Source organism: Achromobacter sp. FW305-C-30-7, assembly GCF_058783105.1.
Map to the genome: position 1 here is coordinate 71,939 of NZ_JBYSYI010000013.1, position 23,987 is coordinate 95,925.

A 23,987-nucleotide genomic window follows, 5' to 3' on the forward strand; every position below is an offset into this window, starting at 1 on the left:
TCAAGCAGCTTTAGACGGCTCTCTCTTCAAGGGCGGCTTCCACATCGTGCTGGCTCCTGCAGGCTGGCCAGCGCCGCGACCGGCACCGGCTTCACCGGTGCGCGCGCGGTGAAGGCGCCCAGCGTGCCGACTTCCACGTCGCGCGTCGCGGCCAATATATGGGCGACGGTGTGTTGGCAATAGCGTCCCTGGCAGTATCCCATCCCCGTGCGGCAGGCCAGTTTGACGCTGTTGACGTCGCTGACGTGCGGGTTGTCGGCCAGGAATGATTGCACGGCGCCGGCCGTGACTTCCTCGCAGCGGCAGATGGTGGTTTCCGGCGTGGCGAGTCTTGCCAGGGCGTCCATCCTGGGTTCGAAGAACTGAAGCACGGTGTCGCTGAAGCGGCTTGTCTTGCGATGCGCGTCGTCTTCCCGGTGCAGCGATTCCTGGATGCTCTGATCGGGCGTGCCGCCGCGCAGGTCCTGCACGGCCTGCAAGGCGGCGATGCGCCCTTCGATGGCCGCCAGTTCGGCGCCGCCGATGCCGGCGGGTTCCCCCGCCACGAAAATCCTCGGCTGGCTGGTGCGCATGCGCTCGTCGTGCGACACGATCCAGCCGCCTTGTGCCGGCCGCCATACGCTTGCGCAGCCGGCCTGGCGGGCCAGTTCGGTGGAGGCCAGCAGGCCGTAGCCAGTGACCAGGGCGTCAGCCTGGAGCGTGCGTTCGGTGCCCGCGATGGGCTCCCATGCCGGCGTGGCGTCGCTCAGCACCACCTGCTCCACTGCCTGATCGCCCGCGGCGCTTGTCAGCAGCGTGCTGAAGCGTATCGGCACCCGGTGCCGCCGCAAGTTGCGCAGCGCGCCGGCCGCCTGTCGGAAGAGATTGAGGTGTCCAGGCAGCGCCCGCCAGGAGGACAGCAGCTCGGCCAGCGCTGGCTTCGGCCGCGCGATGGCGACTTCGGCGACCTGCGCGCCGGACTCGACCAGCAGGTCGGCGACCAGCAGCAGCAAGGGATGGGAGCCGGCCAGGACGAAGCGCTTTCCGGGGCGCAGGAACTGGCTCTTCATCAAGGTCTGCACGCCGCCGGCGGACATGACGCCAGGCAGGGTCCAGCCGGGGAAGGCGACGGGCAAGTCGTAGGCGCCAGTGGCGATCAAAAGTGCGGCGCCGTCGATCAGCGCGGCTTGATTGCCCCGGTTGATCGCGACTCTGACGCCGGGGTGGTCCGGCGTGCGGAAGACGCCCCAGGCGGTGCTGCCGAAGCGCCATTGGATCTGCGTCGATTGCCGGGCCTGTGCAAGCAGTTGCCGCCCGAAGGGATAGCTTTTGAAGGCGCTGCTGGGTTCGCTCTGGAAGGTGCTGGGAGCTTGCCTGAAAATCTGGCCGCCGACGTCGTGCTGTTCGTCGATCACGACGACGCGCAGTCCATGGCCGGTGGCGGTCAAGGCCGCCGACAGCCCGGCGGGGCCGGCGCCCACGATGATGAGATCAAAGCGCGTATCCGCCGGATCGGGCGTGTTCTGGTTGGCACTATTCGTCATTCGAAGGAACCTCGATGCGCATGTCTTCCCTTACCAAGGTCATGCAGCTGCGTGTCGACTGGCAGCCGTCGATGGTGGCCAGGCATTCGAAGCAGACGCCCATATTGCAGACGGGCGCATGCGGCGCGTGGCCATGGCTGCGTCGGAAGACGCCGACGCCGGCCGCCAGCAGGGCGGTGGCGACGGTCTCTCCGGGATAGGCCAAGGTCTCGCGGCCGTTGATGTAGATGCGGATGCGGGCGGGTCTGACAACCCGGTCCTGCAGTCGTATGGCGTCAGGCAAAGGTCAGGCTCCCGAAGCGTTTGGGGTCGTAGGGAGAGGTGTCGAATGTCTTGGCCCGGCCGAGTATGTCGTCGGCCAGAACCTGGGCGTAGGTTGGCCCCAGCGTGAAAGCCGACCCGCCGGTGGCGATGAACAGCCCCGCGGCCTTGGGAAGCGCGCCGATGAGCGGCAATTGGTCGGCAACCAACGCGGTGGCGCCAGTCCAGATACGTAGCACCGGCAGCTCCCCGGCCGCGGGGATGACGGTCGTGGCGGCGTTCAGGTTACCCGCCAGCGAGGACAGCAACAGTTCCGGCTGGCGGTCGAGGTCGAGTATGCCGTCGGTCTGAGGCAGCGTGGCGGGCCAGCCGCCGCCGATGAGTACATTGCCTTCGGGCGTCTGCTTCATGGAGAGGCGCCGCCCCGCATGCTGGATCAGGTGCTTGATGAACGGCTGGGTTCGCGCGGTGGCGGCCATGGTCAGGCCGACGGCGCTGACCGGTAGCGTCACGCCCGCCATTTGCGCGATCCGGCCCGACCACACGCCGGCGGCCAGCACCACGTTGTCGGCCAGGCAGGAGACGCCGCCGTCCAGCGCGGCGCGCCAAGTCCGTCCGTTGCGCCGCAGCGAGCGCACGGCGGTTGCGCTGCGGATGCGCGCGCCGAAGCGGGCGGCAGCCCGGGCGTAGGCCAACGCGCTGCGCCTAGGGTCGGCCTTGCCCTCTCCGGGGCAGTAGGCCGCCGCCAGGATGGATGGGCTCAGGTAGGGCGCGCGCGCCCGCAGCGCGTCGCGATCGAGCAGTTCGATCTGCAGGCCGGCCGCCTGCTCGAGCGCAACCTTCTGTTCCAGCCGTTCTACCTGGTCGCCGGTTTCGGCCACCATCAGGCCGCCATGCTGCACCACGCCAAGATCGTCTTGCAGTTCGGCGGCGAGGCCGCTCCAGGCGTGTTGGGCATGCAGGTGCAATGGGATGGCTTCGGCGGCCTTGCGCGCGCTCTCCAGGCCATGCTCGATCATGCGGTATTCAAGCTGGAAATGCAGGCTGCCGGCGTTGCGGCCGGACGCCTGGCTGTTGATCTGGCTTTTTTCCGCCAGCAGCACGTCGACGCCCGCTTTGGCCAGGTAATAGGCGATTGCGCAGCCGAGCAGGCCGCCGCCGATGACAAGCGTGGAGGTGCGGACTGTGGCGCCCGCATCCGGTTGAGCAACAGGCGTCACGATTATTCCAGCGGTACCGTCGTGATGCCCAGCCCTTCCAGCGTGGCGCGGACCAGGCCGACTTCGGCTTCGGTCAGTTCCAGCAGGGGGCGGCGGACATGTCCGGCGGGTACGTCGCGCAGCCGTAGCGCCGTTTTGAGTATGGCCTGGGCGCTGCCGAAATTGCCGGCGAAATCCTTGTTGAACCAGGCGCCCATGATGACCCGGTCGCGTTCGCCCAACTTGATGGCGGCAGCCTTGTCGCCGGCCGCGATGCGGCGCCAGAAGTCAGGGTGATCCGAGCCGAGCACGCCGCCGGCGCCCATGAGTCCGTCGGCCACGCCCAGTGCGGTCAGGTCGGCGCCCAGCGCCGACGTGGGCATGTTGAAGTAGCGGACCTTGTGGCCCAGTTGATACGCGCCCTTCAGGAACATGCCGAAGTCGGGAGTGGAGTTCTTGATCGCGACGACGTGGTCGATATCGGCCAGTTCGTCCAGGAGATCCACGTCCATGTCTACGACGCAGCCACGCGGCCAGTTGTAGATGCAGATGGGGATGTCGGTCGCGTCGGAGACGTCCTGGTAGAACTGCACGAGTTCCCGGCGGCTGGGCACGATGTAGGGAGGCGGGGTCAGGATGATGCCGTCCAGTCTTGCCCGTTGAGCGGCGCGCGCATGCTGGATGGCTTCCGCGGCGGTATAGGCATTGCAGCCGCCCAGCACGGTGATGCGGCCGTTGATGGCGCGGCTCGATTCCTGGAACAGCAGCGCGCGTTCGGCCTCGTTCATGCTGAACCATTCGCCCGAGGTCCCGGCGAGAATCACGCCATGCATGCGCTCTTGTACATACCACTCGAGTTGTTGCGGCAGGGCTGTCCAGTCCAGATCGCCATCGCGCTTGAAGGGCGTGGTGATGGCGGGGATGTACCCGGTCCAGTTGATGTCGTTGCGGTTCATGCAGAGGTTCCTTGGTCCAGCGCGGCGTCGGCTTCGATTTCGATGAGGAATTCAGGCAGCGCCAACGCTTGAACGCCGATGAAGGTGTTGGCGCCAGGGACCGCGTCGCCATAGAAGGCGCTGATTTCCGCGCATATCGGTCCCAGGTTTTCGGGCTTGTGATTGACCACGTAGGTGCGCAGGCGCAGCACGTCGGCCGGTGTGGCGCCGGCGGCGGCCAGCACCTGCTTGAGGTTGTCCAGCGCCTGCCGGGCTTGCGCGACAACGTCGCCCGCGCCGATCAGGTTGCGGTCCTTGTCCCATGCGACCTGGCCGGCCAGGTGCAGGCTGCGCGTGCCCCGCTGTTCAGTGGCGTGCGAGAAGCCGAATGGCAGGCTCGCGTACAGGGAGTCCGGGTTGATGGCTGTGCGTGTCACGATGTGATGCTCCAGTAGTGTGCAAGTGGGGCTGTCGCCTGTTCAGGCTGGCCGGGCATGGGTTGCAAGCTCGAAGATGTTTTTCCAGGGATCCAGAAAGCGCTGAAACTGCGAACCTGACGTCGGCCCGTCGGCAAAGGCGATGCGTTCGAAGACCGTGCATCCGTTGTCGCGCAGTATTTGCGCCGCGGCGTCCAGATCCTGCACCTCGATGCTGAGGTGGTAGCTGCCTACCCGGTCACAGGAGACGGGGCCGCCGGTTTGGCCGGGAGTCTTTTCGTACGCGAAGATCTCTATCCTGGCGCCACCGGGCAGTGCCAGCATGGCAAGTTCGAGCCCGGCTCCCTTGACGCCCAGATGCGCCTCGGTCCAGTCGCGGCCATCGATGGCGCTCGGTAGTTGCGTGGCATGGACCGGGCCAAGCCGGTACAGCACCCGCGCACCGAAGACGCGCTCATAGAACGTGACCACCGGCTCGAGTTTTTCGACGGTCCAGGACACGTGATCGATACGAGAAATTCCCAAGGGATTGTTCTGCACGGCGTTGCTCCATGAATGGCGGGACGAGTGCCGCCGCGCCGGGGCGCGGCGGCGTATGGAACCTGCGTAGTCGGAGCCCGGTCAGGGGCTGGGAGGCGTGATGGAAAGTAGGATTTCGGTCGCCGTGGCGGAGTCGTTGCGGTAGCGGTGCGCAAGCCGGGCGTCGAACGAGATGCTCTCGCCGCTGGCGACCAGGTAGTCCACGCCCGCGATCTGTGCGATCAGTTCGCCGCGGATGACGTAGACGGATTCGCTCGATGGGTGGCCGCGGGGTTCGTCCGCGGAAACCTGTCCGGGTTCGAGCACCGCGCGCAGTACTTCCAGATCGCCCTGGCCGGCGGTCAGCCGTTCATAGCTGACCTGCCCCGCCGGGGCGGTCAATTTGGTGCGATTGCCGGGACGGCTTATCCAGACCGAAGGCGCGCTGGGTTCCGCAAAGAGTGAAGTGATGGATTCGCCAAACACCGCGGCCAGGCGGCGGATGGTTTCGAGGCTGGGGTCGGTGATCGAGCGTTCCACCTGGCTTAGCAGGGTAGCGGATACCCCAGCCTGGGCCGCCAGATCGCGCAGCGACAGGTTGCGTGCCGTTCTCAGCTCTTTCAAGCGTTCACCAATCATGTTGCCTATTCCGTATCTGCTGAATCCTGGTGTGCATTTGTGCTGCACATTTCTTGGCCTTCTGTATGCATTTAGTTTACAGCAAAGATTCGGTGGTCACCCTACAAAAAGAAGTTTTGTAGAGTAGTGGTAAACACCAGTGCGTGTTGAGTTGGGGATGTGCGTAGAATTTATGTGCAGTGTGGTTGCACAAATAAATCCGCAACCGTGCAGTTCAACTTTACGTGAGTCCCTAATGGAAAATTCGGTTCAACCGGCTCGCCGGTCTGGGCGGCAGCTGCATCGATGGCTGCTGATCCTCCCCTTCATCTGGCAAGCGGCGCTCGCTCCCTGGGTGAACGACATGGCATACCGGCCGCTGGGCCTGCCGTTCCCGATGGCGTGGCAGATGGCCGGAATCGTATTGGCCAGCATCGTGATCGGAGTGGTGTTCAGGCTTGACCGGCTCGCCGGCGTCGAGGACGAGGAGGCTGCTTTCCTCGCGGCGACTCCTGCGCACAACGGGAGCCACCCATGACGCTGAGCATCGTTTTCGTCATCTTGTTGGCGACGCTCGCCGGCGCGCTGGGCTATGGACGCCGCGCCAAGCGCGGCAAGACGCTCGCGGAGTGGGCGGTCGGCGGCCGCAGCCTGGGGACGCTGATCTTCTGGTTCATGAACGCGGGAGAGGTCTACACCACCTTCGCGGTGCTGGGCATCTCGGGCTACGCATGGGCGCTGGGAGCGCCCGCCTATCTGGCGTTCTGCTCGGTGTCGTTGAGCTACGCGCTGGGCTATTGGTTGATGCCCAAGATCTGGCGCGCCGGCCGGGCCGGCGGCTTCGTCACGCAGGCCGATTACTTCGCCGCGCGCTATGGCGCACCCTGGCTGGGCGTGCTGACAGGCGTGATCGGCATTGCCTCGCTGGTCATCTATGTGCAGATCCAGCTCATCAGCCTCGGGCTGGTGGTGCAGCTGACGCTGGACGGCCGGGTCTCGACCGTGACGGCAACCCTGGTTGCGGCCGCGCTGATGATCGCGTTCGTGTTCGCAGCCGGCATGCGTTCGGCGGCATTTGCCGCGGGCGTCAAGGACGTGTTGATGATCGTGGTCGTGGTCGTGCTCAGCGCCACGGTGGCGGGCACGGTCGGAGCTGCGTCGCTGCTTGATATTTTCGACATGGCCGAAGCCGCCTATCCGGGAATCGGCAAATTCCCGGGCATCGATCCGGCATCGCCGACGACTTCGGTCTGGCTCATGACGTCCGCATTGAACATTGCGCTGGGCAACTGGGTCTTTCCGCATCTCTTCCAGATGTGCTATTCGGCGCATAGCGCAACCGTCATCCGGCGCAACGCCATCTGGCAGCCGCTGTATTCGCTGGCCTACTTTTTCATCATCCTGCTGGGGTTTGCGGCCTTGCTCGCCGGGACGCAGCCGCCGGGGAACAATCTGAACGCCGCGCTGCTGCAATTCGTCGCGACATCCTATCCGGCGTGGGTGGTGGGGCTGGTGGCGGGCACGGGCTTCCTGCTGGCGCTGGTGCCCGGCTCGCTGCTGCTTCTCTCGGCGGGCACCATCTTCACGCGCAATATCGTGCAGCCGTTCTGGAAAGAAATGCCCGAGGCCATGTCATTGCGCCTGTCGCGGTTGTCGTTGATCTGCTTCGCGTTGCTCGCGGCTTTTCTGTCGATTCATCAGGGCAGCTCGCTGGTGCGGATTCTGCTGAACGCCTACGCCGCGATAGGGATGCTGGCGCCGCCGGTGTTTTTCGGCTTTCTCTGGAAGCGCACCACCGCGGCTGGCGTGCTGGCGGGGCTGGTCGCGGGCTTCGTGGCGCTGCTTGCGCCGTTCGCATCGCAGTATTGGGAAGCCGTGGCGCCTGAGTGGGAGCCTGGCCTCATTGCGATGGCGATCAACGCCGTGGCCGTGGTCGTGGTCAGCCTGCTGACGTCCGCTCCCCGGGCCGCCGCGATTGCGGTCGGCATGCATCCCAGGCTGCTGCCGCCTTCAGCATCCATGCGCGACCAGACTCCCTAGCGCCCCGCGCAGCCTCCGGGTGCATGGAGGCTGCCTTTCCCCCCCAATCGATCCCCTGTCTTGCTCGTCCGGTGCGCCATGCGGCCGGACGCGGCTTCGTTGCGCCCCTGTCCATTACTGTTTGAGAGCTATCCATGAAGAAGATCGGCTTGTGCCTGTCCTTGTTGGTTGTCGCCCCGCAGGCTTTTGCGGCCCAGAGCAGCGTCGAGCTGTACGGCATGCTCGACTCCGGCCTTACCTATGTCAGCGGCGGCGGCAATGGCAGCGCCATACGCGCGGATATCTGCGGCCCGCAGGGCTGCAACCGTTTCGGCCTGCGCGGCCGGGAGGATCTGGGCGACGGCGTTGCCACCGTATTTGTGCTGGAAAACGGCTTCAACCTGCAGAACGGCAAGCTCGGCCAGGGCGGCTTGCTGTTCGGCCGCCAGGCTTATGTCGGCTTCTCCAGTGAACGCTACGGCGCCTTGACGCTCGGGCGCCAATACGATCCGCTGTCGGATACGGTCGGCATGTTCCCGTCCAGCAATAACTTCGCCACGGGCTATGGGTCGCATTTTGGCGACCTGAACAACCTGAACCAATCGATCCGGATCAACAACGCGGTGAAGTATGTGAGTCCCAGCGCGAATGGCCTGCGTCTGCACAGCATGTACAGCTTCGGCGGGCAAACCGGCGACTTCGCCGCGAACCGGTCATGGGCGCTGGCCGGCTCGTACGCGAACGGGCCGTTCGCGATGGCCGCGGGCTATCTGGACATTCATCCCCCCGCGACCCGCGCCAACGGCACGGGCGGGGTGTACGAATCCAACGGCAGTTACGTCGGCGCGTTGGGCCAATATGTGGGCTTGCAGGATGCCGATGCGATGAAGGTGCTGGGCGTCGGGGCGTCCTATCAGTTCGGCGCGGCGACCGTCGGCTTTACCTACGCGCGCACGCTGCTCAGGAACAGCCAGTACTTCGTGGTGAACGGCTTTCCCGGCGCGGGCAACGGCGGCGATTTCACCATGGACAGCTATGAGGTGATGACGACCTATCGGTTCACGCCAGCGTTTTCGTTCGGCGTGGCCTACATCTATAACGCTGGCCGCGCGGACTATCAGAAGCTGAAGCCCAAGTTCCATCAGGTCAATCTCGGCGCCAGCTACACGCTTTCAAAACGGACGGAGCTTTACAGCGCGGTCGTACTGCAAAAGGCGGGCGGGGATGGGATCGCGCCCGTGCTGGGGGCGGGCGGGGCCGTGGTCGGACGGTCCGCGATCGCGGAGATCCCGGGGGCGGGCGCCGATTCGGGGTCCAACAGGCAAGCGCTGGTGACGATGGGTTTCAGCCACCGGTTCTGACAGCGGGCCGGCCCGGGGACCCGCCCATATGCAGGACGCCGCCCGGCCTGCACAGCCGGGCGGCGTCCTGTGCCAGAGCGCTTACGCGCCTACCGGCTTGCCATCCGTCCGGCGCACCACCACCGTCGCGGAGCGGGCGTCGCCGCCGCCTGCGCGCAGGGTGTTCCACGTCTTATCCGGGTGCTGGATGTTGATGAAGAACGTGGTCAGGTCCGGCGTGTAGGCGATGCCGGTGATCTCGCAGCCCAGCGGGCCGACCAGGAAGCGCTTGGATTCGCCGGTCTTCTGGTCGATGTAGTACATCGAGTTATTACCGAAGAAATCCGTGGTCGAGGCGCTGGTGCCGGCGTCGGTCTGGACCCACAGGCGGCCCTTGGGGTCGACGCGGATGCCGTCGGGGCTGGAGAAGGTGTCGCCGTTGACGTTGCCGGTCAGGTTGGCGGCCACGCCGTCGGCCTTGTCGCGGCCGGCCAGCAGCAGCAGGTCCCATTCGAAGGTGGTGGCCAGCGGCGAATCGCCGCGCTCGTGCCAGCGGATGATGTGGCCGTGCGAGTTGCTGACGCGCGGGTTGGCGGCGCTGGTGCGCTTGCGGCTGCCGTTGTTGGTCAGCGTGCAGTACACGGTCTTGTCCACGCCCACCGTGATCCACTCGGGGCGGTCCATCAGCGTGGCGCCGGCGACGCGGGCGGCGGCCCCGGTATTGACCAGCACGTCGGCTTGCGTGTTGAAGTTGATGAGCTTGCCGGTGATCACGGTGCCGCTGGCGACCTGCGTGAAGTTGCCCGGGTCGGTGGCGCCGGCGGTCAGATTGTTCTTGCCCACCGTCAGTTCCACCCAATTGCCGCTGCCGTCGTCGTTGAAGCGCGCGGCGTACAACGTGCCTTCGTCCAGCAGGCCCATGTTGGCGGCGCGGTTGGCCGGGTCGTAGGGCTTGGTGGGGATGAACTTGTAGATGCAGCCGGGCGTCGTGTCGTCGCCCATGTAGAAGGCGACGCGGTTGTTCTCGTCCAGCATGAAGGCCGTGTTTTCGTGGCTGAAGCGGCCCATCGCGGTGCGCTTGACGGCGGTCGAGTCCGGGTTCTGCGGATCGATTTCCACCACCCAGCCGTAGCCTTCATCGGCCGGCTTGCCGGCGTCGCCGGTCTTGTAGTGGTAGTTGTTGAGCGTTTCTTCGCAGGTCAGGTAGGTGCCCCAGGGCGTGTCGCCGCTGGAACAGTTGTTCAGGGTGCCGACGACGGTGTCGCCGACCACGGCCTTGGCCGGGCCGCTGACGTTGTAGACGGTGTTGCCGGTGTAGCGCTTGTTGTAGCGCGAGTCGGTCTTGACGGCCCATGCGCCGTTGGCGTTACGGGCGATTTCGACGACGGATACGCCGACGTTGGACAGGCGGGTCTTCACGCCTTCGACGCTCTGGTCCAGGGTCTCGTCGTCCAGCGCTTCGTGGTTCAGCACCAGCAGGCCGCCCTGGTTGGGATCGACGCCGGGCAGGGCATAGAAGTGCATGCCGTCGTGCTGTCCGCCGGACTGGGTCTCGGTGGCGGGATAGGACTGCGGTACGCCAGCGTAGCCGGCCGAGCCGATCATGCACTTGTCGCCGGCGGAATACAGCACTTCGGCGACGTAACCGGCAGGCACGGTGACGGTGTCGGCGACGATCTTGTCGGCCAGCGGGGTGAACGTGACGGAGTAGTCGGGGCCGGGGGGCGGCTTGGTTTCGCCGCCCTCGCCAGGCTGGGTGCCAGGGGAATCGTCGTCGTCATCGTCGCTGCCGCCACAGGCGGTCAGCAGGGTCGATGCGCCGAACACGGACAACATTGACAGGCCGAAGCTGTTCTTCAGCAAAGTGCGGCGCTGGGGATTCGCGGCGACGATCTCGTCGAACATCTGCCCGGGCACGGTGACCTCGTCCTGGGCTTCGCGATAGGGAGCGCGCAATTTATCAGTCAAGTAGGACATTCCAACCTCATAGTGTCGCGAACGAGTCGCTCAGTTGTCTGTAAGCAAAACGAAAGCGAGGTTAAAGGTCGGTCGTTACAAAGGGGTGACGATAGTGTGAAGTCCTTGCTGTGGTCTGTGTAGTCCGCCGCCTGGCCGAGTCGCGGCTTGACTCGCGGCCGAGGCGGCGGCTGCGCGTGGCTGGGCGTGGCTTAAGCGCGCGGTCCGACGATGGGCGTTACGTCCAGCACGTACATCTGGCGTTCGCCCTCATGCACGGAGTCGATGCAGACCTGCGTGCCGTCGCGGCTCCAGCGCGGATGCAGGTCGCAGCGGTTTTCCTTGGACAGATGGGGATCGGCGTAGAAGCTGCCCAGCGCGTGGCGCAGGCCGGTCTGCATGTCGTAGAGGAACAGGATGCGTTCGTGCGTGGTCGAGTCCGGATAGGTGTCGCTCAGCAGCCAACGCGTGTTCACCGGCGAGTAGGTCATGTGGCCGTTCTCCGTCAGCACGCCGTCGCCCACCACCTGGACCGCGCCGCCGGGCGCGTCGCGGTAGAGGTGGTAATGGATGCTGCCGTCATGCGGACCCCAGACGATGATCGTATGGTCATCGCGCCACAGCGGATGCGAGATCTGATATTCGGATTTCTCGTAATCGAAGGTGCCGACCGCGCTGGGATCGAAGTCGTCGGCCAGTTGCGGCAGCGGGTGATCGGAGCATTCCAGCAGGCGCATGTCGCTGCCGTCCGCGTTCATGGTGATCAGGCGGTGCAGGAAGCAGGTCTCGTCCTTCACGCGTTCTGTCCAGCGGTGCAGGAACAGGATGCGCGAGGACGAGGGATTGATCTCGATATGGCTGACCCAGTGGATGGCGCGTTCCATCGAGTCGCGCGGATGGAAGTTGCGCAGGTCGGCATAGCTGACCAGCAGGCGGTGCGCGCCGCTCTCCAGATCCATGCTGTGGATGCCGTCGTCGGCCGGGGCGTTGCTCACCGGGCCGGGCGCGTGTTCGCTGTAGCCGATGGTCTCGTGCGTGATGTAGAGGCGACGGTAGTCCACGCAGAGCGCGTAGCGGCTGTTGGGCGCGGCCACGTAGATGGGCAGCGGCAGATAGCGGGTCTGGCCGGTGGCGACGTTGTGGACGGCGGAGCGAAAGCCCGGATAGAAGCCGCCGTCGTCGTCGCGGCGGCAGTTGTAGATCATCTGCGGCTCGGCCTCGCCGTCCAGCCATTGCAGCTGGCAGCCCATCTGCCAGTTCCAGGCCGTGGTGTTGCCCACGGCGTGGTAGCGGTCGCCATCCTGCAGGTCGAAGTAGCCCACTTCCGCGCTCAGTTCGGGCGTGAGCGGCGCGTCCTTGAATGGCGTGCGGTTGGCCAGCAGATAGCGGCCGTCGCGATGCCAGACGGTTTTGTTGTAGTAGCCGAAGAAATGGTGGTGCGGCGTGGCGCCCAGGCGGCGGCAGGCGATGGGCGTGGCGAGCATGCGGTTCATGGATGGCGGGGTAGAGATAAAGTCGGAAAGAAAAAGGGCGGCGCAGGCGCCGCCCCAGGCAGGCGTTCAGCCCGCGGTGATGTGTTCGGTCTCGATGACCTTGTTCCAGCGGGCCCGTTCGCGTTCGACGAACTCGCGCGCTTCGGTGGGGCTGTTGCCCACCGGCGTCATGCCCAGGCGTTCCAGGCCGTCGCGGAAGGCGGGGTCGGCGTAGATGCGGCGCAGGTCGGCGCTGATTTTTTCGACCAGCGCGTCCGGCACGTCCTTGCTGGCGGCCAACGTCGTCCACGAGGTGACCGTCAAGCCGGGCAGGCCGGCTTCGGCGGCGGTGGGCACATCGGGCAGGGCGGGCGAGCGGGTGGCGCCGGTAATGGCCAGCGCCTTCAGCTTCTTGGCCTGGATGTAGCCGATGGTGGTGGGCACGTTCTCGAACAGCAACTGGATCTGGCCGCCCAGCAGATCGTTGGTGGCGGCTGAACTGCCACGGTACGGGATGTGCACGATGGGCGCCTGCGCGGCCATCTTGTAGAGCTCGCCGACCATATGCACGGACGAACCCACGCCGGCCGAGCCGAAGTGCAGCGTTTCCGGCTTGGCCTTTGCCAGTGCGGTGAGTTCGGCCAGGGTGTTGGCTTCCAGCGCGGGATTGGCCACCACCACGTGCGGCATCTCGGCCACGATGGTGATCAGCTTCAAATCGCGGGCGGGCTGGTAGTTGAGGTTCTTGTAGACCCCGTAGGTGGCGTGCAGGCCGATGGAGCCGAGCAGCAGGGTATAGCCGTCCGGTCCGGAGTCGGCGACGAACTTGCCGCCGATATGGCCGCCGGCGCCGGGACGGTTTTCCACCACCACCGACTGGCCATAGAGTTTGCCCAGGTGCTCGGCCAGCAGGCGGCCCTGGATGTCGGAGCTGCCGCCCGCGGTGAAGGGCACGATGATGCGCACCGGCCGGTCGGGATAGTTGGCTTGCGCGTGCGCAGCCAGCGACAGCGTCGCTGCCGTCACGCTCAGACACAGCGTTTGCAGGAGGTGGCGCCAGGAGCGGCGGAGGTTCATGTGGGTTCCCCTGGGAGGTTGGATAGTGCGGGGGCGCATCTGGCGGCGCCCTTGGGAAAACCAGTGTAGGAGTCTGCGGGTATTTGAAAAAATTCTTTTTTCAACATAGGCTATGCAGAATTGCCATACATTGCCCCTGCCCCAGCCCCAGCCCCAGCCCCAGCCCCAGCCCCTGCCCCTGCCCCTGCCCCAGCCCATGAGCCGACCGCTGAATTTCCGCCAGATAGAAGCCTTCCACGCGGTCATGCTGGCAGGCACCACTACGGGCGCCGCGCAGATGCTGCGCACCACCCAGCCTTCGGTCAGCCGCCTGCTGGCGCAGGTGCAGCAGGCCAGCGGCCTGAAGCTGTTCGACATGGAGCGCGGACGCTTGAGGCCCACGCGGGAGGCCAAGGACTTGTTCGATACCGTCCAGCGCCATTTCGTGGGGCTGGAGCGTATCGAGGATCGCGTCGCGGCGATGCGGCGCAGCGGCAGCGGCGTGCTGCGGTTGGCCTGCACCCCGGCGCTGGGCCTGGGCGTGCTGCCGGGCGCGATCGAAACCTTCGCGCAGCGCTATCCCGACGTGCACATCAATATGCAGACCGTGGGCAGCCAGTATCTGCGCGAAGGGCTGCTGCACGGCACCTACGATGTGGTGGTGACCACGGCGCCGCTGGACGGCGCGCAGTTGGAAATGCAAAGCCTGCACGAAAGCGCCGCCGTCTGCGTGATGCGGCCCGATCATCCGCTCGCCGCGCAGCCGTCCGTCGGCATCATGGACCTGGACGGGCGGCGTCTGCTGGTGTTGAACGCCGATGACGACGTCTATCTGCAACTGCGCGGCGCCATGCAGCAACACCAGGCGCAGCCCGCCTCGGAAATCGAGACCACGTATTCGTCCACCATCTGCGCGCTGGCCGCCGCCGGCAGCGGCCTGGGCGTGGTCAATCCCTACATCGCCGCCGTGTTCGCGGACCGCTTGGCGATACGGCCGTTCACGCCGCGCCTGCCGGTCCGCGTCAGCATGGCTTATCCGGCGCAGACCGCGCCGTCGTCGGTGACGGAGGCTTTTGTGGAGATCCTGGCGCGTGGATTCCAGGCGTTGCCCGGCGCGGCCTGAGCGCCGCGCGGGCGGCGTCCGGGCTCGCGTATCATCTTGCCATCGCGCCGGGAGGGCTTAGCTCTTGCGGTTCTCGTAAGAAGTATCCAGCACGTCATCTTCCGGGGTGATGATGCCGGGTTCGCCGGGTTCCGCAATGGCGCGTCCGCGCCGCGGCATGCCGGCGACCTCCTTGCTGTGGTCCGCCATCGGCAGCACTTCGGTGCCTTTGCGCGGGTCGATGGCGACGGGTTGTTCCGTTTCGGCGGTTTTGGCCGCCTGCGGATCGGGGGCGGTTTTCAACATGATGTCTGCTCCGCTTGCGGGCGTCCCAGGATGGCGACGCGCCTGGTTGCCACTTCCATCTTAGGACGGCACGCACGCCCGGGAGCAGGAATGGCTGTCACGTTTGCAAGGGGCTGTTGCAGGAGCCCGACCCTTATAATTTCCAGCGCCCTGCGGTTTGCCGCCAGCCGCCCGGTTTCTCACTTTTCCTACGCCTACCTTGACTGAATCCGTCGAACGCTCCGTCCATGCTGAACTCGTTGCCGTGCTGGTCGCCGTCACCAACGGCGAGCCGCGGGTACTGACGACCGACGATGCGCGCGCCTTGCCGGCCGGTCCCTTCGAACTGTCGCACCGTTCCTTGCAGGCCGGCTTGCGCGCCTGGGTGGAGGAGCAGACCCATCACCCGCTGGGTTATGTGGAGCAGCTCTACACCTTCGCTGATGGCGACCGTTCCGATGAGTCGGGCGCGCGCGTCATGTCGGTCAGCTACCTGGGCCTGACGCGCGAGGCCGGCGAGACTGGCGTGGCGCAGGTCGGCTGGCAGGACTGGTATCGCTACTTCCCCTGGGAAGACCGGCGCGCGGGCACGCCCGCGCTGGTGGAGGAAATGATCGTGCCGCGCCTGGCCGCCTGGTGCGAAGACAGTTCCGATGCGGCCGTGCGCATGCGCCGCCGCCAGCGCGCCGCCATCACCTTCGGGCTGGACGGCTCGCCGTGGAACGAGGACATGGTGCTGCAGCGCTACGAGCTGTTGTTCGAGGCCGGGCTGGTGCCCGAAGCCGCGCGGCGCGGGAACAAGGGCGCCGTGGTGCCGGGCGAACCTATGCGCCACGACCATCGCCGCATCCTCGCCACCGGCATTGCCCGGCTGCGCGCCAAGATTAAATACCGGCCCGTGGTGTTCGAATTGATGCCGGCGCAGTTCACCTTGCTGCAATTGCAGCTGGCCGTGGAAGCGCTGGCCGGACGTGCCCTGCACAAGCAGAATTTCCGCCGCCTTATCGAGCAGCAGGCGCTGGTCGAAGAAACCGGTGAAATGGCCACCGGCACGGCCGGCAGGCCGGCCAAGCTGTTCCGCTTCCGCCGCGACGTGCTGCTGGAGCGTGCTATTGCGGGGAGCAAATTGCCGCTGTCGCGGGCGATGTGACAGGCGGATGCGTCATGGGCTTGCGAGTCCAGCTTACCCGACGTGGGGAGGTTCAGCGATTCTCGCGGGTGTGCCACAGCCGCAGCACGTAGACGATCGAGTCCTGAATTTCGTACTGGACTTCGTACTCTCCCACCAGAATTCTCCTTACCTCCCGCGGTTCGAACTGAAACAGTTGCTCGCCGATGCGCGGGTTGGTCAACAGGATGGTTGGAGCCTTGGTCAGCGCCTGCACGGCCCGAGCGGCAGCGGGCTTGTTTACTGGGGCAAGAAATTCATACATGCGCGCTAAGTCGGCAAGCGCTTTGCTGGTCCACTTGAGCGCCATCAACGTGGCACCGGCAGGGGCTCGTCAGTACTCAGGCTCTCTGCCCATGCCTGCACGGCCAGATGGTCAATGACGCGGCCCGCGTCTACGTCGGCCAACGCTTCCTGGGTCAGCCGGTCGCGCTCTTCTTCTTGGGCGATCCAGGCGGAAAGCGCCTGCTTTACGATCCAGCCGCGCGAGCGTTCAAGCCGGGTGGCCATCTGATCTACCTTGTTGGCAAGAGGAAGCGGTACGTGTGCGGTCAGAACTTTGGTTGCTGCTGTCATGTTGCACCTTTTTTCGGAACTTGATCTTGCCTGCACCAGGCGACAGTGTGATCACGACGAGACGAATGTCAGACGTGATGACAGGTTCTATGATCTCAAAATAATCATAGTGATTAAAATCTAATCGATCAAATCAACCATCCCAGGCTCGATAGTGGAACTCCACGTTCGGTTGATTTCGTGGCTGAACGCTTGACAAGCTTTATGCTCGTCTCTAGCATAATTACTGCGCAATCCCTGCGCGCCTTTTTTTAATCATTAAATACTCAAAATGAGCATTAAAGCCGCAGCGCCTGTGACCGTCGCCCGACTGGCCGTTCCTCCCTTGCCGGAAGTCATGCTGGAGCCGCTGGTGCGCGCGGCCTTGCTCGAGGATCTGGGGCGCGCCGGCGATCTGACTACCGATGCCATCGTGCCCGCCGACGCCACGGCGCAGACCCGCCTGGTCGCGCGCCAGGAGGGCGTGCTGGCCGGGCTGGACCTGGCGCGCCTGGCGTTTCGCGCCATGGACCCGGGCATCAAGTTCGAGGTCGCGCTGCGCGACGGCAGCGAATTGGGGCCGGGGGCGGAAATTGCCCGCATCAGCGGCAACGCCCGCGCCATGCTGACGGCCGAGCGCGTGGCGCTGAACTTCCTTTGCCATTTGAGTGGCGTGGCCAGCGCCACCGCGTCCATTGCCCGCGCCATCGAAGGCTACGGCGCCCGCGTCACCTGCACCCGCAAGACCATGCCGGGCCTGCGCGCGGTGCAGAAGTACGCGGTGCGGGTGGGCGGCGGCAGCAATCACCGCCATGGCCTGGACGACGCGGTGCTGATCAAGGATAACCACATCGCGCTGGCAGGCGGGGTCGCGACGGCGGTTGAGCGGGCGCGCGCCGGTATCGGCCATATGGTCAAGATCGAACTGGAAGTGGACACGCTGGAGCAGCTGGAAACGGCGCTGTCGCTGGGCGTGGACGTAGTGTTGCTGGACAACATGAGTCTGGACGACCTGCGCCGCGCGGTCGCCATGGCGCGCGGCCGCGCCATCACCGAGGCCTCGGGCCGCATCACGCCCGAAACCGCCGCCGCGGTAGCGGCCACCGGCGTGGACCAGATCGCGGTGGGCTGGATTACCCATAGCGCCAAGGTGCTCGACATCGGCCTGGACGCCTGAGCCTGTTCGCCGGCTTTCAGCCGGCATCGCCCAAGTCCCTGCGCGCGCACGCCGTGCAGGGACGCTTGCAAGCCCGCATCATGAATCGCCTGTTTAGCTCCGTTCTTACGTTTCTGGTCCTGCCGCTGGCCGCCTGCGGCAATTCGCCTTCGGGCGAAGCGCCCAAGGACGCAGCGTACCCCTCCCATCCCATCACCATCGTGGTGACGTTTCCGCCGGGCGGCGGCACCGATCTGCTGGCGCGCCGCATCGGCGCCAGCCTGCAGGAGCAGTTCGGCATGGCGGTGGTGGTGGAGAATCGTCCTGGCGCCAGTGGCAATATCGGCGCGCGCGCCGTGGCCGAGGCGCCTGCCGACGGCTATACGCTGCTGATGGTCAACAGCTCCTTCGCGATCAATCCGGGGGTCTACGGCAACCTGGGTTTCGCGCCCAAGCAGGACTTCGCGGCGGTCATCAATGTGGCTTTCGTGCCGTCGGTGTACGTGGTGCCGGCGGCGTCGCCCTGGCACAGCCTGGACCAGGCGCTGGCCGCCGCCGCGCCGGACCGGCCGCTGCCGTTCGCGTCTTGCGGCAATGGTACGCCGCAGCACCTGGCGGGCGAGATGCTGGCGCGCGCCACCGGTGCGTCTTTGCAGCATGTGCCGTACAAGGGCTGCGGCCCCGCGCTGACCGACGTGACAGCGGGCCAGGTGGGCATGGGCGTGGTGACCGCGTCCAGCGCCGCGCCGCTGATCGCGGCCGGCAAGCTGCGGGCCTTGGCGGTGACCTCGCCCGCTCGCTCGCCGTTGTTGCCTGCGGTGCCGACGGTGGCCGAGCAAGGGGTGCCTGGCTATGCGCTGGACCAATGGCATGGCCTTCTGGCGCCGGCGGCGACGCCGCCCGCGGTGGTAGCCAAGCTGAATGCGGCGGTGGCGAAGATCGTCCAGCGCCCCGATGTGCAGGCGGCGCTGCGCGAACAGGGTTTTACGCCTGCCAGCAGCACGCCGCGCGAATTCCAGGCGATGATCGATGCGGATATCGACCGCTATACCGCCCTGACGGCAGCAATCGGCCTGCGCGCCGACTAAACGATGTGCAGGCCGCCCGGTCTCAGGCCGCGGCGGCCCGGGCGTGCCGTTCCAGCTGTTCCTTCAAGCCCGGCTGCAGCTTGAGCTGGCGCGCCAGTTCGTCCAGATAGGCGCGTTCCATATAGCTTTCCTCGTCCACCACCAAGAGGCTGGCCAGGTACATCTCGGCCGCCATTTCCGGCGTTTGCGCGGCTTGCGCGATGACGGAAGGATCCAGCGGGCGCGACAACTCGGCTTCGAGCCAGCGGCGGTCTTGCGCGTCCGAAGACAGCTTGGACAGTTCGGTTTCGAGCAGGCTGCGTTCTTCCGGGCCGATGTGGCCGTCGGCCTTGGCCGCGCCGATCATGGCGGTCAGCACCGCCGTGCTGTGCTGCTCGGCCTGGGGCGCGGGCAGGCGGTCCAGCGTCTGCGGCGGGGCCGCCGGCGCGCCGGACTGGCTGCGCTGCCAGTCGCCATAGGCGCGGTAGGCCAGGGCACCCAGCGCCGCCATGCCGCCGTACATGGCGACCTTGCCACCGATCTTGCGGGCCTTCTTGCTGCCCAGTAGCAGTCCCAGGGCGCCCGCGCCCAGCGCGCCGCCGCCCAGGCCGGTCAGGAAGGACGAACCCTTGCCGCCCGTGGCGTTCTGCACGCGGTTGGTGGTGTCGGACAGCAGCCCTTGCCCGGACTGCAGCAGTTGATCGAGTAGTTGTCTGGCGCTCATGCGGCCCCCTTAAGTGTGCTCAGGTATTGCGGATAGAGATATCCGACCGGCCCAGCGGCCAGAAGTTCAGCTTACAGTCAGTTGCTTGCGCTGGCGACGTACAGCTAGCGTCGCCAGGTGATACAACGTGGTCTGGGGCGGCCGCGGCGGCCGCCCGCCAGCACCCGTTACCAGGAGACAGGACCCATGAGCATCCGCGTGCGCCAGAATGCGCCCAACTCGCTGCAATTCACCGCCACGGCCGAAGGCCACGATCTGCCGCTGGACATGCCCCAGCCGCAGGGCGCCGGCCCTGATCCGCACGACTATTTTGATACCGCGCTGGGCGGCTGCAAGGCCATGACCCTGATGGTCTACGCGCAGCGCAAGGGTCTGCCGCTGGAATCGGTGGGGGTGGAGGTAGTGCGCGATGCCGGCGAGGAGCGCAAGGGCATCTACCGCCTGACGGCCAAACTGACGTTGAATGGCGAGCTGTCCGATGCGCAGATCGATGAACTGCTGGCGGTGGCCGAGAAGTGCCCAGTGCACAAGCTGATGACCGCAGTGGACGTGCAAGTGTCCACCGTGGTGGTGCAGCCGGCCTGAGCGGTCCGGCTGCCGCGGCTGGGGCCGTCGGCCCCGCCGCGCAGGGACTTAGTCTTCCATGCCCGGGACGATGGTCGAGAAGCCCGCGTCCACATGGGTGATCTCGCCCGTCACGCCAGCGGCCAGGTCCGACAGCATGAAGGCGGCGACGTTGCCCACGTCTTCGATGGTGACGTTGCGGCGCAGGGGAGCCTGGGCTTCCACGAACTTCAGGATGGCCGAGAAGTCCTTGATGCCGCTGGCGGCCAGCGTCTTGATGGGGCCGGCGGAAATGCCGTTGGCGCGGATGCCGCGCGGACCCAGCGCCGTGGCCAGGTAGCGCACGCTGGCTTCCAGCGAAGCCTTGGCCAGGCCCATGGTGTTGTAGTTCGGGACCACGCGCTCGGCACCCAGGTAGGTCAGCGTCAGCACGGAGCCGTTGCGGCCTTCCATCAGCGGCAGGGCCGCCTTGGCCATGGCGGCGAAGCTGTAGGCCGAGATGTCGTGGGCGATGCGGAAGCCTTCGCGCGACAGGCCGTCGAGGAAGTTGCCGGCGATGGCTTCGCGCGGCGCGAAGCCGATGGAGTGCACCAGGCCGTCCAGGCCGTCCCAGTGCTGGCCGAGTTCGGCGAAGGCGCCTTCGATCTGGCTGTCTTCGGCCACATCGCAGGGCAGCACGATCTTGCTGCCGAATTCGGCGGCGAATTCGCCCACGCGGTCCTTGAAACGGTCGCCCACGTAGGTGAACGCCAGTTCGGCGCCTTGCTGGTGACAGGCGCGCGCGATGCCGTAGGCGATGGATCGGTTGGAAAGCACCCCGGTGACCAGGATGCGCTTGCCGGCGAGAAAGCCCATATATCTATCCTTTGATTTTTTCCCTCTGGAGACCGCCTATTTTAAGGAGTTTGCGCGGTTTCGCGATATGAAAAACCCGGGGCCGGATCTGCCCGGATTGCGCTTCAGGACGGTTGCCCGGGCGGCGGGAACAGGCGCACGAAGCTGGCGAGCAGGGGATCGCGCTGGTCGGCGCGCCAGACCAGCTCCAGGTCGAACGTCAGGTCTATGCCGCCGACCTCCTTGAAGACGACGCTGGCGGGGCCGTGCTGCCTGAACGAGGCGGGAATGACGGCGCAGCCCAGCCCGGCCGACACCAGCCCCAGAATGGTGGGAAGATCGGTCGCCACGGCAGCCGGCCGGGTCATCGGAATGCCGGCGGCCCTGAGGATGCGCACCAGCGCGTCATAGTGCGAGGGCGACCCGGCGCGCGGGAACAGAATGAATTTCTGGCCGGCCAGATCCTTGAGCGTGCGGACGCTTCCCGCGCCGCGCGCCACCGCCGCGGGCATGGCCAGGATCATGCGGTCTTCATAGATTTTCAGCCCCTCTACTTCGCTGTCGAGCGGAGAGCGCCAGGCGACGATGCCGGCGTCCAATTCATGGCGCTTGATCGCATCCAGCTGCCAGGCCGACAGGCCGGGTTCCACCATCACGTCGGTATCGGGCGAGGCGCGCGACAAGGCGGCGATCGCCCGTCCCAGGCCGGGCAGCCAGCTATAGCCGGGCATGACGCCGATCTTCAGCGAGCCGGCCTTGCCGTTGGCCGCCAGCGCGACCTGCGCCCGCAAGGCCTCGCTGCCCGCCAGCATCAGCTTCGCCTGGGCCAGCAGGGCCTCGCCGGCCCGCGTCAATGCCACGCCGCGCGGCAGCCGCACCAGCAGTTGCGCGCCCAGTTCCTCTTCCAGGGCCATCATCTGGCGGGATAGCGCGGGCTGGGCGATATGCAAAGCCTTGGCCGCGCCGGCGACACTGCCGGCCGCGCATACGGCCGCGAAATAACGCAACTGCCTCAACTCCATGCCATGCCTCCCAGGCATACGTAATGCTCAACAAAAGTATTTGTTGCGACGGCTACAAATACCTATATTTTCCGATTGAATCCCATAACGTATACCCAAAAGGTCTATGACAAAAGCCACCTTCCGCGATTCGCCGTCGTTGCGTGACCGGCGGGTCGCGCACCTGCCCGCGCGCAACCCGCAGTGCGCGACGGCCTTCACCGACATCGATCTCGACGCGCCGGGCCGGCAGGCGGGCTTTCTGCATATTCCGCAGTCGCCTCACGACGACGCCTGGGGCACGGTGCGCATTCCCATGGCGGTACTGGCGAATGGCGACGGGCCCACGGTCATCCTGGAAGGCGGCAACCATGGCGACGAGTACGAAGGGCAGATCGTGCTGGGCGAACTGATCCGCGACCTGTCGCTGGACCGTATCCGGGGCAGGTTGATCGTCATGCCCTCGCTCAATGCGCCGGCGGCCGAAGCCGGACTGCGCACCTCGCCGCTGGACGGCAAGAACCTGAACCGCACGTTTCCCGGCGACCATGCCGGCAGCATCACGGAACAGATCGCCGCCTACGTCAGCGACCAGCTGTTCTCGCGCGGCGACGCGTTCCTGAGCCTGCACTCCGGCGGTTCGTCCCTGGACATCATTCCCAGCGCCCTGGTGCAGCCGTCGAAGGATGCGGAGCAGACCCAGCGCAATATCGACGCCGTGATGGCCTTCGGCGCGCCGTTCAACGTGCTGCTGGATACGCTGGGCGACACGCGCACCAGCGTCGCCACGGCGGTGGCCGCGGGACTCACCTGCGTCAGCACCGAGATGGCGGGGCGCGGCACCGTGACGGACAGCGCGCTCGCGCTATGCCGCGCCGGCGCCTTGCGCGTGCTGGCGCACTGGGGCGTGCTGGACCAGGCCTGTGCCCAGCCGCTGGCGGCGCAGCCCGCGCCCCTGTACAAGGTCAGTGGCGCGAAGTCCTACGTCATCGCTTCGGAGCGGGGCGTGTTCGAGGCTTACCATCGGCATGGCGAGGCCGTCGAAGCCGGCCAGCCGGCGGGCCGCATCCACCAGACCTTTGATCCGCGGCGTGCGCCGGTCGAACTGCTTTACGGGGCCAGCGGAGTCGTCTTCGCCAAGCGGCATCCTGGCATCGTCGTACCCGGCAACGTCTGCTGCGTGGTGGCCAGCGCGGCGTGAGGCCGCAGCCCGATTCACTTTTTCAGAAATCAGAACATGGCAATCCATATCGAAACCCCGGCGCTCGCATCCCGCGCGTTCTCCCTGCGCAGCGGCAAGGACGTGCGCCTGAAGATGGAGGCGCTGCAGCCCAGCGGCTCGTTCAAGGCGCGCGGCATAGGCCATGCCTGCCAGATCTACAAATCCCGCGGCGCCCGGCGCTTCATTTCTTCGTCCGGCGGCAATGCCGGCTATGCGGTGGCCTACGCCGGCCGCATGCTCGCTACGCCGGTGACCGTGGTGGTGCCTGCCACGACCTCGGAACGCGCCAAGAGCCTGATCCGCTCCGAGGGCGCCGAAGTCATCGTGCATGGCGCCTCCTGGATGGAGGCCAACGCCCGCGCACTCGAACTCATGACGCCGGCCGACGCGTTCCTGCATCCCTTCGATGATCCCTTGCTATGGGAGGGGCACGCGACCATGATCGACGAGCTGGCCCGGCAGGGCGGGCGGCCGGACGTGGTCATCTGCTCGGTGGGTGGCGGCGGGCTGCTGTGCGGCGTGGTCGAAGGCCTGCGGCGCAACGGCTGGGCCGAGGTGCCGGTGATCGCGGCCGAGACCACCGGCGCGGATTCCTACGCCCAGGCCCTGAGCGCGGGGGCGCCCGTGCTGTTGCCCGAGATCAGGTCGATTGCGACGTCATTGGGCGCGCGCCAGGTCTGCGACCGCGCGCTGGAACTGGCGAAAGAGCACCCCATCGAGAGCGTCGTCGTATCGGACGCCGCCGCGGTGGCGGCCTGCGAAGACGTGCTGCTCGAGCACCGCATCCTGGTCGAGCCCGCCTGCGGCGCATCGGTGGCGGCGCTGGACAGCGGTTCGGAGTTCCTGAAGAACGCTCGCTCGGTAGCGGTCATATTGTGCGGCGGCGTGGGGGTCACGGCGGACCAGCTGGCGCAATGGAGCGCGCAATTCGCGGCGCAGCCCCGCTAGCGGCCCGGGCCAGAGGTGACTCGTCG

At 66.3% G+C, this 23,987-nt stretch carries 26 protein-coding genes; 10 read left to right on the top strand and 16 right to left on the bottom strand.

Annotated features, from left to right (window positions below; translation table 11 throughout):
* Positions 1 to 26: 26 nt before the first annotated feature.
* The 7 genes from AC3WOB_RS29010 to AC3WOB_RS29040 all read right to left on the bottom strand — a co-directional run bounded on the left by AC3WOB_RS29010 (position 27) and on the right by AC3WOB_RS29040 (position 5,498).
* Entirely contained in the window at positions 27 to 1,523 is a 1,497-nt protein-coding gene (locus AC3WOB_RS29010; RefSeq protein ID WP_492276925.1) for an FAD-dependent oxidoreductase, read from the bottom strand.
* Positions 1,513 to 1,806, bottom strand: coding sequence for a (2Fe-2S)-binding protein (locus tag AC3WOB_RS29015; protein WP_492276926.1), 294 nt, complete (start codon positions 1,804 to 1,806; stop codon positions 1,513 to 1,515). Before AC3WOB_RS29015 ends, AC3WOB_RS29010 begins: the two co-directional genes overlap by 11 nt.
* Positions 1,799 to 3,004, bottom strand: coding sequence for an NAD(P)/FAD-dependent oxidoreductase (locus AC3WOB_RS29020; protein ID WP_492276927.1), 1,206 nt, complete (start codon positions 3,002 to 3,004; stop codon positions 1,799 to 1,801). The genes AC3WOB_RS29015 and AC3WOB_RS29020 overlap by 8 nt, the downstream gene beginning before the upstream one ends.
* 2 nt (positions 3,005 to 3,006) lie before the next feature.
* Positions 3,007 to 3,939, bottom strand: coding sequence for a dihydrodipicolinate synthase family protein (locus tag AC3WOB_RS29025; RefSeq protein ID WP_492276928.1), 933 nt, complete (start codon positions 3,937 to 3,939; stop codon positions 3,007 to 3,009).
* Positions 3,936 to 4,355, bottom strand: a complete 420-nt coding sequence (locus tag AC3WOB_RS29030; protein WP_492276929.1) for a RidA family protein — start codon at positions 4,353 to 4,355, stop codon at positions 3,936 to 3,938. The genes AC3WOB_RS29025 and AC3WOB_RS29030 overlap by 4 nt, the downstream gene beginning before the upstream one ends.
* A gap of 42 nt (positions 4,356 to 4,397) precedes the next feature.
* On the bottom strand, positions 4,398 to 4,895 hold the full coding sequence (locus AC3WOB_RS29035) for a VOC family protein (protein WP_492276930.1): 498 nt from the start codon (positions 4,893 to 4,895) through the stop codon (positions 4,398 to 4,400).
* 81 nt (positions 4,896 to 4,976) lie between these two features.
* Complete coding sequence (locus AC3WOB_RS29040; RefSeq protein WP_492276931.1) at positions 4,977 to 5,498, bottom strand: helix-turn-helix domain-containing protein; 522 nt, start codon at positions 5,496 to 5,498, stop codon at positions 4,977 to 4,979.
* A 250-nt stretch (positions 5,499 to 5,748) separates the two neighbouring features.
* Between AC3WOB_RS29040 and AC3WOB_RS29045 the strand changes: the two genes are divergently transcribed.
* The 3 genes from AC3WOB_RS29045 (at position 5,749) to AC3WOB_RS29055 (ending at position 8,872) form a co-directional block, all read left to right on the top strand.
* Positions 5,749 to 6,030 carry a DUF3311 domain-containing protein gene (locus AC3WOB_RS29045; protein ID WP_492276932.1) on the top strand — a complete coding sequence of 94 codons (282 nt, stop codon included), beginning with the start codon at positions 5,749 to 5,751 and terminating at the stop codon, positions 6,028 to 6,030.
* Positions 6,027 to 7,532 carry a sodium:solute symporter family protein gene (locus AC3WOB_RS29050; RefSeq protein ID WP_492276933.1) on the top strand — a complete coding sequence of 502 codons (1,506 nt, stop codon included), beginning with the start codon at positions 6,027 to 6,029 and terminating at the stop codon, positions 7,530 to 7,532. Before AC3WOB_RS29045 ends, AC3WOB_RS29050 begins: the two co-directional genes overlap by 4 nt.
* 134 nt (positions 7,533 to 7,666) lie before the next feature.
* Complete coding sequence (locus tag AC3WOB_RS29055) at positions 7,667 to 8,872, top strand: porin (protein WP_492276934.1); 1,206 nt, start codon at positions 7,667 to 7,669, stop codon at positions 8,870 to 8,872.
* An 81-nt stretch (positions 8,873 to 8,953) separates the two neighbouring features.
* Here the strand turns inward: AC3WOB_RS29055 and AC3WOB_RS29060 are convergent, their stop codons facing one another.
* The 3 genes from AC3WOB_RS29060 to AC3WOB_RS29070 form a co-directional block, all read right to left on the bottom strand.
* Complete coding sequence (locus tag AC3WOB_RS29060; RefSeq protein WP_492276935.1) at positions 8,954 to 10,828, bottom strand: PhoX family protein; 1,875 nt, start codon at positions 10,826 to 10,828, stop codon at positions 8,954 to 8,956.
* A 191-nt stretch (positions 10,829 to 11,019) separates the two neighbouring features.
* Positions 11,020 to 12,300, bottom strand: coding sequence for a hypothetical protein (locus AC3WOB_RS29065; protein ID WP_492276936.1), 1,281 nt, complete (start codon positions 12,298 to 12,300; stop codon positions 11,020 to 11,022).
* Between the two features lie 66 nt (positions 12,301 to 12,366).
* On the bottom strand, positions 12,367 to 13,356 hold the full coding sequence (locus AC3WOB_RS29070) for a Bug family tripartite tricarboxylate transporter substrate binding protein (protein WP_492276937.1): 990 nt from the start codon (positions 13,354 to 13,356) through the stop codon (positions 12,367 to 12,369).
* Positions 13,357 to 13,552: 196 nt separating this feature from the next.
* On the opposite strand from AC3WOB_RS29070, the gene AC3WOB_RS29075 reads away from it, so the two are divergent.
* Positions 13,553 to 14,458: a LysR substrate-binding domain-containing protein gene (locus AC3WOB_RS29075; RefSeq protein WP_492276938.1), complete on the top strand. Its 906-nt coding sequence runs from the start codon at positions 13,553 to 13,555 to the stop codon at positions 14,456 to 14,458.
* 57 nt (positions 14,459 to 14,515) lie between these two features.
* Here AC3WOB_RS29075 and AC3WOB_RS29080 read toward each other — a convergent pair whose 3' ends face one another.
* Positions 14,516 to 14,743 (bottom strand): hypothetical protein, encoded by a 228-nt coding sequence (locus AC3WOB_RS29080; RefSeq protein ID WP_492276939.1) that lies wholly within the window; start codon positions 14,741 to 14,743, stop codon positions 14,516 to 14,518.
* A gap of 199 nt (positions 14,744 to 14,942) precedes the next feature.
* Between AC3WOB_RS29080 and AC3WOB_RS29085 the strand changes: the two genes are divergently transcribed.
* Positions 14,943 to 15,872, top strand: a complete 930-nt coding sequence (locus AC3WOB_RS29085) for an NUDIX hydrolase (protein WP_492276940.1) — start codon at positions 14,943 to 14,945, stop codon at positions 15,870 to 15,872.
* A gap of 52 nt (positions 15,873 to 15,924) precedes the next feature.
* Here the strand turns inward: AC3WOB_RS29085 and AC3WOB_RS29090 are convergent, their stop codons facing one another.
* Positions 15,925 to 16,200: a type II toxin-antitoxin system RelE/ParE family toxin gene (locus AC3WOB_RS29090; protein ID WP_492276941.1), complete on the bottom strand. Its 276-nt coding sequence runs from the start codon at positions 16,198 to 16,200 to the stop codon at positions 15,925 to 15,927.
* Positions 16,200 to 16,466: a CopG family ribbon-helix-helix protein gene (locus AC3WOB_RS29095; RefSeq protein ID WP_492276942.1), complete on the bottom strand. Its 267-nt coding sequence runs from the start codon at positions 16,464 to 16,466 to the stop codon at positions 16,200 to 16,202. The genes AC3WOB_RS29090 and AC3WOB_RS29095 overlap by 1 nt, the downstream gene beginning before the upstream one ends.
* Before the next feature lie 271 nt (positions 16,467 to 16,737).
* Between AC3WOB_RS29095 and nadC the strand changes: the two genes are divergently transcribed.
* Positions 16,738 to 17,622 carry a carboxylating nicotinate-nucleotide diphosphorylase gene (gene nadC / locus AC3WOB_RS29100; RefSeq protein WP_492276943.1) on the top strand — a complete coding sequence of 295 codons (885 nt, stop codon included), beginning with the start codon at positions 16,738 to 16,740 and terminating at the stop codon, positions 17,620 to 17,622.
* Between the two features lie 80 nt (positions 17,623 to 17,702).
* On the top strand, positions 17,703 to 18,689 hold the full coding sequence (locus AC3WOB_RS29105) for a tripartite tricarboxylate transporter substrate binding protein (RefSeq protein WP_492276944.1): 987 nt from the start codon (positions 17,703 to 17,705) through the stop codon (positions 18,687 to 18,689).
* Between the two features lie 22 nt (positions 18,690 to 18,711).
* Here AC3WOB_RS29105 and AC3WOB_RS29110 read toward each other — a convergent pair whose 3' ends face one another.
* Positions 18,712 to 19,392: a tellurite resistance TerB family protein gene (locus AC3WOB_RS29110; RefSeq protein WP_492276945.1), complete on the bottom strand. Its 681-nt coding sequence runs from the start codon at positions 19,390 to 19,392 to the stop codon at positions 18,712 to 18,714.
* A 186-nt stretch (positions 19,393 to 19,578) separates the two neighbouring features.
* On the opposite strand from AC3WOB_RS29110, the gene AC3WOB_RS29115 reads away from it, so the two are divergent.
* Complete coding sequence (locus AC3WOB_RS29115) at positions 19,579 to 19,977, top strand: OsmC family protein (RefSeq protein ID WP_013391440.1); 399 nt, start codon at positions 19,579 to 19,581, stop codon at positions 19,975 to 19,977.
* Positions 19,978 to 20,025: 48 nt separating this feature from the next.
* Here AC3WOB_RS29115 and fabI read toward each other — a convergent pair whose 3' ends face one another.
* Together fabI and AC3WOB_RS29125 are read right to left on the bottom strand one after the other, a co-directional pair.
* Positions 20,026 to 20,811, bottom strand: coding sequence for an enoyl-ACP reductase FabI (fabI, locus tag AC3WOB_RS29120; protein ID WP_013391441.1), 786 nt, complete (start codon positions 20,809 to 20,811; stop codon positions 20,026 to 20,028).
* A 104-nt stretch (positions 20,812 to 20,915) separates the two neighbouring features.
* Positions 20,916 to 21,812: a LysR family transcriptional regulator gene (locus AC3WOB_RS29125; RefSeq protein ID WP_492276946.1), complete on the bottom strand. Its 897-nt coding sequence runs from the start codon at positions 21,810 to 21,812 to the stop codon at positions 20,916 to 20,918.
* A 106-nt stretch (positions 21,813 to 21,918) separates the two neighbouring features.
* On the opposite strand from AC3WOB_RS29125, the gene AC3WOB_RS29130 reads away from it, so the two are divergent.
* Positions 21,919 to 22,992 (top strand): succinylglutamate desuccinylase/aspartoacylase family protein, encoded by a 1,074-nt coding sequence (locus AC3WOB_RS29130; protein WP_492276947.1) that lies wholly within the window; start codon positions 21,919 to 21,921, stop codon positions 22,990 to 22,992.
* Positions 22,993 to 23,028: 36 nt separating this feature from the next.
* Positions 23,029 to 23,961, top strand: a complete 933-nt coding sequence (locus AC3WOB_RS29135; RefSeq protein WP_492276948.1) for a pyridoxal-phosphate dependent enzyme — start codon at positions 23,029 to 23,031, stop codon at positions 23,959 to 23,961.
* Positions 23,962 to 23,987 lie beyond the last annotated feature (26 nt).